Origin of the sequence: Providencia sp. PROV004, assembly GCF_011045615.1 — a bacterium.
Taxonomy (GTDB): domain Bacteria; phylum Pseudomonadota; class Gammaproteobacteria; order Enterobacterales; family Enterobacteriaceae; genus Providencia; species Providencia rettgeri.
In genome coordinates this window covers 1,443,423-1,458,600 of record NZ_CP042859.1, presented here as the reverse complement: position 1 = coordinate 1,458,600, position 15,178 = coordinate 1,443,423, and the positions used below count along the sequence as shown (strand labels likewise).

13 protein-coding genes are annotated in these 15,178 nt (G+C 43.9%); all 13 read right to left on the bottom strand.

Annotation, left to right across the window (positions count from 1 at the left end):
* Window positions 1-23: 23 nt before the first annotated feature.
* Window positions 24-1,097: an undecaprenyldiphospho-muramoylpentapeptide beta-N-acetylglucosaminyltransferase gene (murG, locus tag FVA69_RS06345; protein WP_109912941.1), complete on the bottom strand. Its 1,074-nt coding sequence runs from the start codon at window positions 1,095-1,097 to the stop codon at window positions 24-26.
* Window positions 1,094-2,287 (bottom strand): cell division protein FtsW, encoded by a 1,194-nt coding sequence (ftsW, locus tag FVA69_RS06340; RefSeq protein WP_109912942.1) that lies wholly within the window; start codon window positions 2,285-2,287, stop codon window positions 1,094-1,096. Before ftsW ends, murG begins: the two co-directional genes overlap by 4 nt.
* On the bottom strand, window positions 2,287-3,597 hold the full coding sequence (gene murD / locus FVA69_RS06335) for a UDP-N-acetylmuramoyl-L-alanine--D-glutamate ligase (RefSeq protein WP_004913186.1): 1,311 nt from the start codon (window positions 3,595-3,597) through the stop codon (window positions 2,287-2,289). Before murD ends, ftsW begins: the two co-directional genes overlap by 1 nt.
* Before the next feature lies 1 nt (window position 3,598).
* Entirely contained in the window at window positions 3,599-4,681 is a 1,083-nt protein-coding gene (mraY, locus tag FVA69_RS06330; RefSeq protein ID WP_004262035.1) for a phospho-N-acetylmuramoyl-pentapeptide-transferase, read from the bottom strand.
* Window positions 4,675-6,039: a UDP-N-acetylmuramoyl-tripeptide--D-alanyl-D-alanine ligase gene (murF, locus tag FVA69_RS06325; protein WP_164528553.1), complete on the bottom strand. Its 1,365-nt coding sequence runs from the start codon at window positions 6,037-6,039 to the stop codon at window positions 4,675-4,677. Before murF ends, mraY begins: the two co-directional genes overlap by 7 nt.
* Entirely contained in the window at window positions 6,036-7,523 is a 1,488-nt protein-coding gene (gene murE, locus FVA69_RS06320) for a UDP-N-acetylmuramoyl-L-alanyl-D-glutamate--2,6-diaminopimelate ligase (RefSeq protein WP_004913192.1), read from the bottom strand. The genes murF and murE overlap by 4 nt, the downstream gene beginning before the upstream one ends.
* Window positions 7,510-9,276, bottom strand: coding sequence for a peptidoglycan glycosyltransferase FtsI (gene ftsI / locus FVA69_RS06315; RefSeq protein WP_004913194.1), 1,767 nt, complete (start codon window positions 9,274-9,276; stop codon window positions 7,510-7,512). Before ftsI ends, murE begins: the two co-directional genes overlap by 14 nt.
* Before the next feature lie 11 nt (window positions 9,277-9,287).
* Window positions 9,288-9,608 carry a cell division protein FtsL gene (gene ftsL, locus FVA69_RS06310; protein WP_004913196.1) on the bottom strand — a complete coding sequence of 107 codons (321 nt, stop codon included), beginning with the start codon at window positions 9,606-9,608 and terminating at the stop codon, window positions 9,288-9,290.
* Window positions 9,608-10,561 carry a 16S rRNA (cytosine(1402)-N(4))-methyltransferase RsmH gene (gene rsmH / locus FVA69_RS06305; RefSeq protein WP_004913197.1) on the bottom strand — a complete coding sequence of 318 codons (954 nt, stop codon included), beginning with the start codon at window positions 10,559-10,561 and terminating at the stop codon, window positions 9,608-9,610. Before rsmH ends, ftsL begins: the two co-directional genes overlap by 1 nt.
* A gap of 2 nt (window positions 10,562-10,563) precedes the next feature.
* Entirely contained in the window at window positions 10,564-11,022 is a 459-nt protein-coding gene (gene mraZ, locus FVA69_RS06300; protein WP_004262043.1) for a division/cell wall cluster transcriptional repressor MraZ, read from the bottom strand.
* Between the two features lie 699 nt (window positions 11,023-11,721).
* A complete protein-coding gene (gene cra, locus FVA69_RS06295) occupies window positions 11,722-12,732 on the bottom strand; it encodes a catabolite repressor/activator (protein WP_004913203.1) in 1,011 nt (336 codons plus the stop codon).
* Between the two features lie 84 nt (window positions 12,733-12,816).
* On the bottom strand, window positions 12,817-13,308 hold the full coding sequence (ilvN, locus tag FVA69_RS06290; protein ID WP_004262045.1) for an acetolactate synthase small subunit: 492 nt from the start codon (window positions 13,306-13,308) through the stop codon (window positions 12,817-12,819).
* A gap of 2 nt (window positions 13,309-13,310) precedes the next feature.
* Window positions 13,311-15,038: an acetolactate synthase 3 large subunit gene (gene ilvI, locus FVA69_RS06285; protein ID WP_004913206.1), complete on the bottom strand. Its 1,728-nt coding sequence runs from the start codon at window positions 15,036-15,038 to the stop codon at window positions 13,311-13,313.
* Window positions 15,039-15,178: the final 140 nt, after the last annotated feature.

Sequence of the window (15,178 nt, the reverse complement as noted above, 5' to 3'; positions counted from 1 at the left end):
TTCGATATCAATTATGGCTAATATTATTTAGCCACTTCGCAAATCACGGTAGCAACTCGCTCAGTTGCGTCTGTAATTGCACAGCTATGCGCTTTTTCGGCCATTGAGAGTAATTCGTTTCTATCCCATTGTTCTAATAAGCTCGCCACAGCATCTGCGGTAAATTGTGATTGTTCTAAAATTTTAGCCGCTCCCGCTTTTTCTAGCGGTAATGCATTCCAATATTGTTGACGATCTTTATGTTGAAAAGGCACAAAAATAGCCGGTAAACCTGCGGCTGCAATTTCACTCACTGTTAATGCACCTGACCGACAGACAACAATATCTGCCCATGCGTAAGCTTGCGCCATATCATCAATAAATTCAGTAACTTTATACTCGGAATTGACTGAAACTTGCATATGTTCATTATACAATGCTTCTGTCGATTCCTTACTGCCTTTTCCCGCTTGATGCCAGATATTTAACTGTTTGCCTACTTTTTCAGCAACTCGCGGCATCACTTGATTTAGAATTCGAGCCCCTTGGCTGCCACCAACAACTAATACACGTATAGCACCTTCACGACCAGCTAAACGAACCTGTGGCGCAGGTAGTGCTAAAACATCTTCACGTACTGGATTACCGACAACTGGTGCGTTAGGAAATGCCCCCGGAAAGGCTTGTAATACTCTTTTTGCGATTCGAGATAACCATTTGTTCGTTAAACCCGCGATACCATTTTGCTCATGAAGTACAACAGGAACACCGCATTGCCATGCTGCAATACCGCCGGGCCCCGAAACATAGCCCCCCATACCTAATACAGCATCGGGTTGATAACGCTTAATAATTGTTTTGGCTTGGCGAATCGCTTTATAAATACGCCATGGCGACCCCAGTTGCGCTGCGATACCTTTGCCCCTGAGACCCGAAATTTGAATGAATTCAATATCGATACCATGTTTCGGCACTAATGTAGCTTCCATTCGGTCAGCCGTACCTAACCAACGGATCTCCCAGCCTTGAGCCTGCAAATAATGAGCCACGGCTAACCCCGGAAAAACATGCCCTCCGGTTCCACCTGCCATGACGAGTAATTTCTTTGCCTGACTCATTTAGTGCTCCTTACAAACGCCTGCGCTTTTTCAAGGCGTGTTTCAAAATCAATTCTCAGTAATATCGCAATGGCAGCAGCCATCACCAGTAAACTCGAACCACCATAACTAATTAGCGGTAGTGTTAAACCTTTTGTCGGTAACATACCTGATGCGGCGCCAACGTTAACTAACGCTTGGAAGGTAAACCAAATACCAATAGAACAAGCCAAATAACCACCGAATAATTGGTTTGACATCAATGCACGACGGCCGATCATCATTGCTCTAAATGCCAACATAAAGACCATCAGCAGAACCAATACAACGCCAAAGTACCCGAGCTCCTCAGCTAAAACCGAGAAAATAAAGTCTGTGTGTGCTTCTGGCAAATATTCTAATTTTTGTACTGAATTTCCAAGCCCTTGCCCAAATACTTCACCACGACCAAAGGCCATTAAAGATTGAGTTAGCTGATAACCACTTCCAAACGGGTCATCCCATGGATTCAAAAATGACGTGACTCGACGTAAGCGGTACGGCTCGAACCAAATCAAAGCCAATACCCCCACCGCACAAGCGGCAATACCAATAATAAAGGGGGCTAACCTTGCTCCTGCTAAAAACAACAACCCGAGAGTGGTAACCACTAAGACGATAACTGTCCCTAAGTCAGGCTGTAATAAAAGCAAAGACGCCATAACAATCAAAATACACATCGGTTTGATAAAGCCAAGAAAACGGGTTCTGACTTCATCAGATTTACGCACTAAATAACTGGATACGTAGCAAAACAACGTAAATTTCGAAATTTCTGCCGGCTGAATTTTTACCAAACCGATGTCTATCCAGCGTGATGCCCCGTTAACGGAACTTCCTGCAACCAACACCACGACTAGCATGCCAAGAGAAGCCATCAACAATATGAAGTTGTACTTCTCCCAAACCGCCATCGGAATACGCATAACACCTAGAGCTAAAATAAATGCGATAACGATATACACCACATCACGCTTAGCAAAATAAAACGGGTCTTCGGTTAAGCGCTGGCCAACTGGCATGGACGCAGAGGTGACCATAATAAAGCCAACCGCGGCTAAACCGAATGCCAACCACACCAATGTACGGTCGTAAAGCGTTGAGCCTGAAATCACGCCATTTTTTTCACCAATGACCCAATTTTTTAAACGCATCGCACCCGGTATCGTCATTAACCTAGCTCCTGGGCTAATTGAGCAAAGACAGTTCCACGCTGCTCAAAACTTTTAAACTGATCCAAACTGGCGCACGCTGGGGATAACAGCACCATGTCCCCCGCTTTTAGTTGAGGCGCAATTTGGCGTAAGCTTTGTTCCATCGTCTCAGTCAAAACTGATTTTTCAGGTGCCATATCCGCTAACTCTTTGCCATCACGGCCAAAGCAATATAAACGGTAGTTATCCGCAGCAATATATTGTTTTAATGGTGAAAAATCAGCTGACTTGCCATCACCACCTAATAATAAGTAGATATTGCCGTCCACATGTAACCCATTTAACGCCGCTTCAGTACTTCCAACATTGGTGGCTTTCGAGTCATTAATCCAGCGAACACCGTTATTGAATAACACTAATTCGAAACGATGCGCTAACCCCGCATAGTCTTTCAATACTTGAAGGCAAGCTGGGCGAGGAATACTCACCGCATCTGCCAGTGCTAGCGCGGCCAACGCATTGAGGTAATTGTGTTGGCCAGTTAAGTGCATCTCATTGACAGCGAGCAGCTCTTTTCCTTGAGCCACTAACACCCGTTTTTGGGTATCAAAGAAATAATCACCACTATTTAAGCCAAAGCTAATACATTCTTCCAAGGTATGATTGACAGGTAAGGTCAGTGCATCTTGTACGTTAACAATGCAGTTTTTAGCATCGTTATAAATTTTTAATTTAGCTTCACGATACTGCGCTAGACCTAATGGGTATCTATCCATATGATCTTCACTAATATTTAAGACTGTCGCGGCGGTCGCTTCTAAACTTGAAGTGGTTTCTAATTGGAAGCTGGAAAGTTCTAAAACGTATAGACGATGCCCTGCATTGAGTAATGAAAGCGCTGGCGTACCAATATTGCCACCAACACCAACTGAAATACCCGCAGCTTTAGCCATTTCACCAACCAATGACGTGACGGTACTTTTACCATTTGAACCTGTAATGGCGACAATCGGTGCATCGGCTTCACGACAAAACAATTCGATATCACCCACAATTTCGATGCCGTTTTCTGCCGCTTCCTGCAACTGAGGTGTTGCCAACGCAATCCCTGGACTCGCGACAATTAAATCGGCTGCCTGTAACCAGCTATTATTCAAGCTGCCACTATGGCATTCCACGTTCGCAGGGAGTTTATCTACCCCCGGAGGCACTGCACGGGTATCCATAACACGAGGCACAACGCCGCGCGCAAGGAAAAAATGAACGCAAGATAGGCCAGTGATCCCCAGCCCAATAATAACGACGTTCTTACCCTGATAATCGACCATCTTAACGCACCTTCAAGGTTGCTAGCCCAATGAGGACTAACATTAATGAGATAATCCAGAAGCGCACGATAACGCGAGGTTCTGGCCAACCCTTCAATTCATAATGGTGATGAATTGGTGCCATGCGGAAAATACGTTGCCCGCGCAATTTAAATGAACCGACTTGTAAAATAACGGATAATGTCTCAACCACAAACACACCACCCATAATCACTAATAAAAACTCTTGGCGCAGTAATACAGCGATAGTTCCTAGTGCACCACCAAGAGCCAATGAGCCAACATCACCCATAAATACTTGGGCTGGATATGTGTTAAACCATAAGAAGCCTAACCCTGCCCCCACAATGGCAGTACAGACAATCACTAATTCACCTGCATGTGGTAAAAATGGAATATGTAAGTAACTGGCAAAATTAACATTACCTGTTGCCCATGCCACTAATGCAAAACCTGCAGCGACAAATACCGTTGGCATGATAGCCAAGCCATCCAAACCATCTGTTAGGTTTACTGCGTTACTGGTTCCTACAATCACAAAGTAAGTCAGCAAAATATACAGCATGCCCAGTTGTGGCATCACATCTTTAAAAAATGGCACCACTAGCTGCGTTGCTGGGGTGTCTTTACCAATCGCGTACATGGAAAAGGCAACAATTAACGCAATCACGGATTGCCAAAAATATTTCCAACGTGCTATTAGACCACGAGTGTCTTTACGTACCACTTTACGGTAGTCATCAACAAAACCGACAATGCCATAACCAACTAACACAAGTAATACACACCAAACATAAGGGTTGTCTAAGCGAGCCCATAACAAAGTTGAAACGGTGATTGAAAATAAAATCAATAACCCGCCCATAGTTGGGGTTCCGCGCTTACTAAAGTGAGACTCAGGGCCTTCATTACGAACGACTTGGCCTATTTGCATTTTTTGTAAATAAGCAATTAAATGCGGCCCCATCCACAAAGCAATGGCAAGTGCCGTCAGCAAACCGACAATGGCCCTGAACGTCAAATAAGAAAAGACGTTCAGAACAGAAAACTTGTGGACCAACATTTCGGCAAGCCAGACTAACATTCGAAGCACTCCTTCAATGCATTCACAACATCTTCCATCGCGGAACTGCGTGAACCTTTAACTAAAATAGAAACAACGTCCTTCTGCTGTGCTAGCGGAATTAGTCGGGTTAATAAATCGGATTTCACTGTGAAATGCTCACCACATTCACTAAATTGGCTGATCAACTCACTTAATTGACCAACACTGAATACTTTGTCTAAGCCTGCTTGTTTAGCGGCGACACCAACACGCTGATGGCAATCTTCTGCATAATCGCCCAGTTCACCCATGTCCCCCACCACTAAGATGCGGTAACCTGGCATTTTTTCGAGAACATGGATTGCTGCGATCATCGAACCATCATTTGCGTTATAAGTGTCGTCTAAAACCACCTTGTGCTCCGCTAAGCGCACAGGGTATAACCGCCCCGGTACCGACTTCGTTTTCGCTAAGCCATTTTTAATATTGTCGAGGCTAGCACCGACTGAAATGGCTAATGCACTCGCCGCTAACACATTAGCGATGTTATGCAGCCCTGGTAATGGCAAGGTGATATCAACACTACCAACGGGAGTGTGTAACACAAAATCCGTTGTCAGCTGGTTCACTTGGATATCAGAAGGATAGAAATCCACTTTTGCTTGTGGCGTTAGTGAGTAATACCAAACGGTTTGACGTGGCTGAAACTGCCACTTTTCACTGTAGCTATCAAGGTTAACAATTGCAGTTCCTTCTTCTGGAATACCTTGATAAATTTCACCTTTCGCTTTAGCAACCCCTTCCGGTGAACCAAAACCCGCTAAGTGTGCAGCAAATAAATTGTTAACTAATGCGGCTTCTGGTTTGACAACATTGGTTGTGTAGGCAATTTCATTTGGATGATTAGCGCCCATTTCTATCACTGCAAAATCATCATCATGGGTTAAACGAAATAGGGTCAAAGGCACACCTATATCGTTGTTTAAATTACCAGCAGTATATAAGGTTTTACCGCGCTCAGATAAAATGGACGCAGTCATTTCTTTGACCGATGTTTTGCCTGAAGACCCCGTTAAGCCAACGACCCGGGCTCTACTCTGCTGACGAACCCATGCAGCCAGTTGGCCCATCGCGATACGCGTGTCTTTCACGATAATTTGTGGGCAATTCACTTCTAGTTTGCGCTCAACGAGTAACGCCTTAGCGCCCGCCATAACGACTTGCTGCGCAAAATCATGGGCGTCGAAGCGTTCACCTTTTAACGCAATGAATAGGCAATTTTCAGCAATTTTACGGCTATCAGTACTAACCGCGCTAACCATTGCATTGGTGTCTGGAGCTGATTCAATCAGCCCTTGGGTAATTTGTGCCAATTGAGCGAGTGTTAAAGGGATCATGCGATTACCCCCAACAAACGAGCTACCGTTAGACGGTCTGAGTAATCTAACTTGCGCTGACCAATAATTTGATAATCTTCGTGCCCCTTACCAGCAATCACAATCACATCATCAGGAGATGCCTGCAAAATAGTGTTTGTCACGGCTTCTGGACGACCCGGTATGGCCAAAGCACGGCTGGAATCTAATAAGCCCGCCATAATATCATTAATAATATCGATAGGGTCTTCACTGCGCGGGTTGTCGTCTGTGATCACGATTTTATCTGCATACTCTTCTGCAGCAGCCCCCATTAGTGGACGCTTGCCTTTGTCACGGTCACCACCGCAACCAAATACACACCATAATTGACCTTTGCAATGTAAGCGTGCTGCCGCTAAAGCTTTTTCTAAGGCATCAGGAGTATGCGCATAATCAACGACGACTGTCGGTTTATTCGGTGCACTGAATACTTCCATACGCCCACATACTGGTGATAATGAAGAGGTAGTAGCCAGCAGTTTATCTAACGGATAATCCATCATTAGTAAAGTTGCCATTGCCACTAATAAATTGCTGACATTAAATGCACCCATTAATGGGCTTTCAAAGCGCCCATTTCCCCATGAGGAATCAAAATGGATGCTGGCACCTTTATCGTGATATTCAACCTCAGTGGCTTTTAGCCATGGGCCTTGCCAGTCATTTGGGATACGGTTTTCCATGGTCACTGCGCACGCCTGTGGTAAACGTTGTAGCCATTTCAAGCCAATAGCATCATCCGCATTAATGATTTGCGATTTTGTATTATGCGTGGAAAACAACAGCCATTTTGCGGCTTCATAGCTTTCCATATCGCCATGATAATCAAGGTGATCACGACTTAAATTGGTAAACACCGCGGCATCAAACTGTAAGGCAGCAACTCGGCCTTGCACTAAGCCATGGGAAGACACTTCCATCGCTGTTAATGTCGCTTTTTGGTTCAATAATTGGGTCAATTCAAGTTGGATATCTACCGCAGAGCCGGTAGTATTTTCGCTTGGCGACACATGGCCTAATAGGCCATTACCCACGGTTCCCATTACAGCGCTAGTTTCCCCTAGCCCTTGAGCCCACTGAGCAATTAATTGTGTCGTCGTTGTTTTACCGTTTGTACCCGTCACACCAACGAGTTTCATATTAGCTGATGGCTGCTGATAAAACTCCCCCGCAAGGGCTGATAAACGATTATTCAGGTCATTTAAATAAATGACAGGGACGCCATGAACGAAACGAATTTCACCTTCAACAGCTTCACCTTCCGCTTCCGCTATCACAGCAGAAACCCCTTGAGCAATTGCTTGAGGAATATAGTGTCGCCCATCTGATTGATGGCCTTTTATTGCAATAAACAGATCGCCCGCGGCAGCCTTTCGACTGTCTAGCGTCATCTCACGCAGTGAGATTGGAGTTGTGCTCACACCAAAGGGTGAGAGTAGATCACAAAGATTACGATCTGCCACTTTTAACCTCTTTTTGACTATTTACAATTTCATTTTGTTCATTTGGTTGCAATGCATCGGGTTCAACGTTCATCAACCGTAGAACCCCTCCCATGATTGAACCAAATATCGGTGCAGATACCGCACCACCGTAGTATTTACCTGCACTAGGCTCATTGATGAGCACTACTAACGCATAGCGTGGGTTACTCGCAGGAGCCACACCCGCGGCGTAAGCTAAATATTTTTCAACGTAACGCCCTTCAGGACCCACTTTCTTCGCAGTCCCTGTTTTAATAGCAATGCGATAGCCTTTAATTGCTGCTCGTGCTCCCCCGCCTCCGGGTAAAGCCACACTTTCCATCATATGAACCACTGTTCGCATGATCGGCTCAGGAAAAACACGTGTTCCTGATACAGGAGGGTCAACCTTCGTGATAGATAATGGCCGATAAATACCAAAACTACCGATAGTTGCGTAGGCTCGCGCTAACTGTAACGGTGTTACCATTTGCCCGTAGCCAAAAGAAAAGGTGGCCCTTTCTAAATCAGACCACCGTGTTTTTTTACTTGGAAAGATGCCACTACTTTCCCCGACTAACCCCAGATTAGTCGGCTTGCCAAACCCAAAGCGGCTATACACATCCACCAGCTCAGTGGCAGGCATCGCTAACGCAAGTTTTGAAACACCTACGTTACTCGACTTCTGTAAAATCCCAGTAATTGTTAGTTCAGCATACCGTGCTACGTCTTTGATCTCATGACCACTAATACGATATGGATAAGTATTAATTACTGAGTTTTCTTTAATAATTTTGTTGTGTAGCGCACTCATTACCACCATGGGTTTCACTGTTGAGCCCGGCTCGAAAATATCGGTGATAGCACGGTTACGCATCGCATCCATTGATGTACCCGTTAAATTATTTGGGTTATAGGATGGACTATTTGCCATTGCTAAAATTTCACCGGTATGAACATCCACTAAAATTGCTACGCCTGATTCAGCTTTATTTTCCTGTACACCACGTGTTAATTCACGGTAAACAATGGATTGAATGCGTTCATCAATACTTAATGTCAGATTATGCGCAGCTTGACTGTCAACAGAGGAAATCGTTTCAATCACTCGCCCATTACGGTCTTTGCGAACTGTACGTTCACCTGGTGCACCTTTTAACCAACGGTCAAAGCTTTTCTCGACACCTTCAATACCTTCGCCATCAATATTTGTTACCCCCAATAAGTGAGCGGTAACTGGGCCTGATGGATAATAACGACGAGACTCTTTGCGTAAGTAAATACCAGGTATTTTTAGTTTTTTAACGTAATCGCCAATAGATGGGTTAACTTGACGCGCTAAATACACAAAACGGCCTCTTGGATTGGCCGATATTTTGCTGGTAATTTGTTCTAATGGGATCTCAAGGGCATCCGCTAATGCTTTCCAGTGCTCGTCATTGCTGATCCCCCCTTTTTCGAACACTTCTTTGGGGTCAGCCCAAATTGCATTAACTGGCACACTCACCGCCAGTTGCCGCCCTTCTCGGTCGCTGATCATGCCTCGGGAAGTTGCGACTTCTTGCACTCGTAAAGAGCGCATATCGCCTTCTTTCACCAGTTTCTCTGGTGCGATAATTTGCAGATAAGCCACCCGCGTCAGCAACCCTGCTAACGCCAAGACAATGCATCCGCACAGCAAAATAAAGCGCCAGCGGACAAAGCTGGTACTTTCTTCTTGTTTCTTATTTTTCGCTGTTTTTGGTGCTTTCATTAGGAACCTTTTTATTGCTTAGAAACAATAATTTTTTCTTGTGATGGTTCAACTTGTACCATCTGTAATTTTTCAACCGACAAACGTTCTATTCGGCTATGGCTCGCAAGGGCGTTTTCTTCAAGGATCAAATTGCGCCATTCGATATCTAATAAGTCTTTTTCTTCATACAATTTATCTTTAGCTGCCGTTAACAAACGCGTTTCATGTGCGGTAGTCACAACAAAAACGGCACTGATTATAATTGCAGCCAATAAAATCAAAGGAACGATGCCATAACGAAATAAATCACGCCCAATGACGCGAGCTAGGCTGTGCCTTTCTGGAACCATTATTCCGCCGCCTTTTCAGCAAACCGCAACACAGAACTCCGTGCGCGAGGATTTTCGTCAATTTCGTTTTCCGAAGGTTTCATCTTACCTAGGTCACGTAACTGCGCTGCGCCTAACTCTTTAATCTGCGCTTCAGTCAGTGGAATACCGGCTGGCACTGATGGTCCTTTACTATTTTTGCGAATAAACCGTTTTACTAATCTATCTTCCAAAGAATGGAAGCTGATAACCGATAAGCGCCCTTGTGGTGCTAAAACGTTCATAGCGCCTTCTAACGCTTTTTCAATCTCTTCCAATTCGCTATTAATATAAATACGAATCGCTTGGAAGCTACGTGTTGCAGGGTGTTTATGTCGGTCTTTCATCGGACTGACTTTGGCAATTAACTCTGCAAGATGCCGTGTACGTGTTAATGGCTCTTCCTCTGGGTTATGGTTACGTTCAACAATCGCTCTCGCAATTCGTTTCGCAAAACGCTCTTCTCCAAAGGTTTTCAATACCCAAGCAATGTCATCCGCTTCTGCGTCCATCAACCATTGCTGTGCGGATTGCCCTTTGGTTGGGTCCATTCGCATATCTAACGGCCCGTCACGCATAAAGGAAAAACCACGCTCTGGGTCATCTAACTGCGGTGAAGAAACCCCTAAGTCAAGTAATACGCCATCAATTTTCCCTGTTAACCCTTCTTCTTCCACATACTCTGCAATCGCAGAAAATGGGCCATGCTTAATCATAAAACGCGGGTCATCGATAGCCTGTGCCGCTTTTATGGCTTCTGGATCACGGTCAATGGCGATTAACCTTCCTTGTGCGCCAAGCTGGCTTAATATCAACCTTGAATGGCCACCACGACCAAAAGTGCCATCGATATAGATACCGTTAGGTTTAATGTTTAAACCGTTCACGGCTTCATCCAGTAATACTGTTACGTGTTTAAATTGCTGTTGCGTCATTATTAAAGTGACAAATCCTGTAAGCGGGCTGAAAGTGGTTCATTGGTAAGGCGCTCAGCGGCAATATCATCTTCCACTTGCTGATACCAAGTCTGTTCATCCCAAAGTTCAAATTTATTAATCTGGCCAACCAACATGACCTCTTTGGTTAGCCCTGCGTGTTGACGCAATGTACTGGCTAACAAAAGACGCCCCGCGTTGTCCATTTGGCATTCACTTGCATGACCTAATAACAGCCGTTGCACGCGTCGTTCTGCTGGGTTCATCGTCGATAGCCGAGAAAGTTTTTCCTCGATAATCTCCCATTCAGGTAAGGTATAAAGCAACAGGCATGGCTGGTGAAGGTCAATGGTACAAACCATTTGCCCTTTCGATTCCTCGTTCAGCATTCCTCGATAACGAGTTGGCACGGTTAGACGCCCTTTGCTGTCGAGATTAACCAGTGTTGCCCCACGAAACATACCCGATTAACCCCCTTTTATTTTCCACCCACCCACTTTACCCCACAATTCACCACATATAAAGTTTACGAATGGTATGAAAACGTTGTCAAGCCAGTAACATCCGGCTTTAGCTTTATTTACAGAACAATTCAGAAAAAATAAGGGGAGGTAAAATCTAACTTGGAAATAAAATGGGAAATAACAAGTTGATATGATTAACATATTTTATTAAGTATCACCTAAATAAGCGCTAACATAATAGTTTGCTGTAAAATCATACAAATTAATGGAAATTCAACTTATGTCTCATTTTTAATCAGTGTATCTTGTACCGGTTATTTACTTCTGTTGAGTCCTCAAATAGTCATTAATTTTTAAATAGGCCCAAAACGTGCTGCCAATAAAATAAAATCATTACATATCAATAGAATAAATAACTGTTTTAATAAACAGTAATTTAATTCAAAATATTTATCGCACAAATCAGTAATACAACCATAATAAATTTATATTAATTTATTTATCCGATTTAGCTTTCATTTTAAAATCCGCAACAAACCAATTAAGATAAATCCTAAAGTTAAATATTTACCTAATTTTTGCCTATAAAAAAAAAGCCCCTACAAGATAGGGGCCGTTATATTACTCATTATTGTGACCAACATCACTCATTATCGTGTAAATATTCACTGTTCGATTAAAGTTAAGTCTATTTTATTACTGCTTACGACCTAAACTTCCACGGCGACATAAATCACGACGAATACGTGTAATACCAGGTTCTGGTTTTTGCTTTTCATCAAGGCTGGCAAGCACCAATTCTAAGATGCGTTCAGCGATGTCTCTATGGCGCTGTGCCAAAGAAAGCACTGGGCATTCAAGGAAGTCTAATAATTCATTATCACCAAATGTGGCAATAACCATATGCTCAGGTAAACGACCACTGCGCTTCAATGCGACATCTAGCACGCCTTGTAGTAAGGAGAATGATGTTGTAAATAGTGCGTCTGGCATCTTGTTGCCACTATCAAGCCAATGAGCAAAAACCTCTGCGGCTGAATCGCGTTCATAGCTATTTGCATACAGGTAATCAATCTTGCGCGGGTCTTCATGCCATGCTTTACGGAAACCTTGCTCGCGCAGGTAACTGACTGATAATTCAGGTAACGCCCCCAGATACAATACCGATTCAGCTTTAAATTTGCGTAATTCTGCTGAAATCATGAAAGCATCTTCTTGGTCATCACCAACAACACTAATAAAGTGTTCTTTTTCAAGGGCTCTATCCAGTGCGATAATCGGTAAAGAACGATTCGCCCAACGCTGATAGAACGGGTGTTCTGGCGGTAATGCTGTCGAAACAATTATGGCATCAACTTGTCGTTGTAAAAGGTGTTCAACACAACGAATTTCATTGTCGGGTTGGTCTTCTGAGCATGCTATCAACAATTGATAACCACGCTGACGCGCCTGCCTTTCAAGGTAATTTGCTATACGGGTATAGCTCGTATTTTCCAAGTCAGGGATCACTAACCCTATAGAACGGGTACGCCCTGCTCGTAGCCCCGCAGCAACTGCATTTGGATGGTAATTGTGCTCTCTGACGACTGCCATCACTTTTTCTACAGTTTTATCGCTGACTCGATACTGCTTGGCCTTGCCGTTGATCACATAACTAGCCGTTGTGCGGGAAACACCCGCTAGACGGGCTATCTCATCCAGTTTCACGTTAACCTCTTTACAATTTTGGGAATAGCCCCGAGTCATTCGGGGCCTTAAACGCGATTATTCTACCTTCGGAAGATAAATTTTTCATCGCATAATTTTATCACCGCGCGAAACACCGACGATCCCTGAGCGTACAACTTCAACAATTTCAGCAACACCACGCACTGATTCGATGAAAGCGTCCAGTTTTTCGCTTGTCCCCGCTAGCTGAACGGTATAAAGCGTTGGGGTGACATCAACAATTTGTCCACGGAAAATATCTGCACAGCGCTTCACTTCATCACGCCCATATCCAGAGGCTTGTAGCTTCACTAACATGATTTCACGTTCGATATGTGCTGACGCTGTCAGCTCACTGACGCGCAACACATCAACTAGTTTATGCAATTGTTTCTCAATTTGCTCCAGAACCTTTGCATCCCCTTTAGTTTGGATAGTCATACGTGACAGGGTTGGGTCATCTGTTGGTGCAACGGTCAAACTTTCAATATTATAACCACGTTGAGAGAACAGACCTATGACACGGGACAAAGCACCTGATTCATTTTCTAATAAAACGGATAAAATACGACGCATGATCAGGTCCTCTCTGTTTTGCTCAACCACATTTCATCCATTGCACCACCACGGATCTGCATTGGATAAACGTGCTCAGTTTCATCAATATTGACGTCAACGAAAACTAATCGCTGATTTTCATTCACTTCAACAAGGGCTTGTTTTAGTTTTTCTTCTAGCTCATCAGGTGTTGCTATCGAAATACCAACGTGGCCATACGCTTGTGCTAACTTTATGAAATCAGGCAATGATTGCATGTAAGATTGTGAGTGACGGCCTTGATAAATCATATCCTGCCACTGTTTTACCATGCCTAAGAAACCATTATTTAAGTTGAGCACTAAAACCGGTAAGCCATATTGCAGAGCGGTTGAAAGCTCTTGAATGTTCATCTGGATGCTACCATCCCCTGTCACACAGACAACGGTCGATTTTGGATGCGCTAATTTCACCCCTAGAGCAGCAGGTAAACCAAAGCCCATCGTGCCGAGTCCTCCTGAGTTTATCCAATGGCGAGGTTTATCAAAGGGATAATACAATGCGGCGAACATTTGGTGCTGCCCAACGTCAGACGTTACATACGCTTCACCTTTCGTTAAACGATAAATCATTTCAATGGCTTGCTGTGGTTTAACTTTTGTTTGGCTTGTTTCGTAACGTAAACACTGTTTGCTGCGCCATTGCTCAATTTCTTTCCACCACGCAGTGAGTGCTTGGTTGTCTTGTTTGGCTGAAGCTTGGTCTAACTGACCTAACATTTGTTTTAATGTGAGTTTTGCATCGCCAACAATTGGGATATCGGCATTGACCGTTTTTGAGATAGACGTTGGGTCAACATCAATTTGAATGACGGTCGCATTTGGGCAATATTTTTCTAAATTGTTCGTTGTTCTATCATCAAAACGAACACCAACAGCAAAAATCACATCCGAGTTATGCATCACCTTGTTGGCTTCATAGGTTCCATGCATCCCAAGCATTCCCACGGATTGCTTGTGCGTTTCTGGGAAAGCCCCTAATCCCATTAAGGTTGATACCACCGGTAATTGCAGTTTTTCTGCCAACTCTATAAGTTCAGCAGAGCAATTCGCGTTAATCGCCCCTCCGCCAATATAGAAAACTGGTTTTTTGGCTGAAACCAATTTAGTTAATGCTTTTTTGATTTGGCCTTTGTGTCCTTGTAATGTAGGGTTATAAGACCGCAAAGAAACGTTCTCTGGATAACGGTAAGCAAACTTCAAAGCTGGGTTAACGGTGTCCTTAGGAAAATCAATCACCACAGGCCCTGGACGGCCACTTGCTGCAATATAAAACGCTTTCTTGATGGTTTCAGGAATTTCTTCTGCGCTTTTAATTAAAAAACTGTGCTTGACTATTGGCCTTGAAATTCCAACCATATCGCATTCTTGAAACGCATCGTTACCAATTAGCGAGCTTGCAACCTGCCCTGATAACACCACCATTGGTACGGAGTCCATATAAGCCGTCGCAATACCGGTAATCGCATTTGTTGCCCCAGGACCAGATGTCACTAAAACAACCCCAACATCCCCTGTTGAGCGTGCATAACCATCTGCCATATGAACGGCGGCTTGTTCATGGCGCACTAAAATATGTTCTACCCCACCAACTGTATGAAGTGCATCATAAATATCTAATACCGCACCGCCTGGATAACCAAACACGTGCTTTACTCCTTGGTCAATCAACGACTTGACGACCATTTCCGCTCCCGACAACATCTCCATGAGTTTGCCCCCAGACATTATTTGCAAGTGAAGAGGTATGAACTACCTCTTTATTTTTATCATTAAAATTGTGAAATTCGTGCTATTAACATATCGCTCTGGCTGAAACGAAGCAAACACCATTTCAGTGCAAGGATCAC

Coding starts and splice junctions, on each gene's coding strand:
- murG (WP_109912941.1), bottom strand. CDS start 1,097: ATGAGTCAGGCAAAGAAATTACTCGTCATGGCAGGTGGAACCGGAGGG.
- ftsW (WP_109912942.1), bottom strand. CDS start 2,287: ATGACGATACCGGGTGCGATGCGTTTAAAAAATTGGGTCATTGGTGAA.
- murD (WP_004913186.1), bottom strand. CDS start 3,597: ATGGTCGATTATCAGGGTAAGAACGTCGTTATTATTGGGCTGGGGATC.
- mraY (WP_004262035.1), bottom strand. CDS start 4,681: ATGTTAGTCTGGCTTGCCGAAATGTTGGTCCACAAGTTTTCTGTTCTG.
- murF (WP_164528553.1), bottom strand. CDS start 6,039: ATGATCCCTTTAACACTCGCTCAATTGGCACAAATTACCCAAGGGCTG.
- ftsI (WP_004913194.1), bottom strand. CDS start 9,276: ATGAAAGCACCAAAAACAGCGAAAAATAAGAAACAAGAAGAAAGTACC.
- ftsL (WP_004913196.1), bottom strand. CDS start 9,608: ATGGTTCCAGAAAGGCACAGCCTAGCTCGCGTCATTGGGCGTGATTTA.
- rsmH (WP_004913197.1), bottom strand. CDS start 10,561: ATGACGCAACAGCAATTTAAACACGTAACAGTATTACTGGATGAAGCC.
- mraZ (WP_004262043.1), bottom strand. CDS start 11,022: ATGTTTCGTGGGGCAACACTGGTTAATCTCGACAGCAAAGGGCGTCTA.
- ilvN (WP_004262045.1), bottom strand. CDS start 13,308: ATGCGTCGTATTTTATCCGTTTTATTAGAAAATGAATCAGGTGCTTTG.
- ilvI (WP_004913206.1), bottom strand. CDS start 15,038: ATGGAGATGTTGTCGGGAGCGGAAATGGTCGTCAAGTCGTTGATTGAC.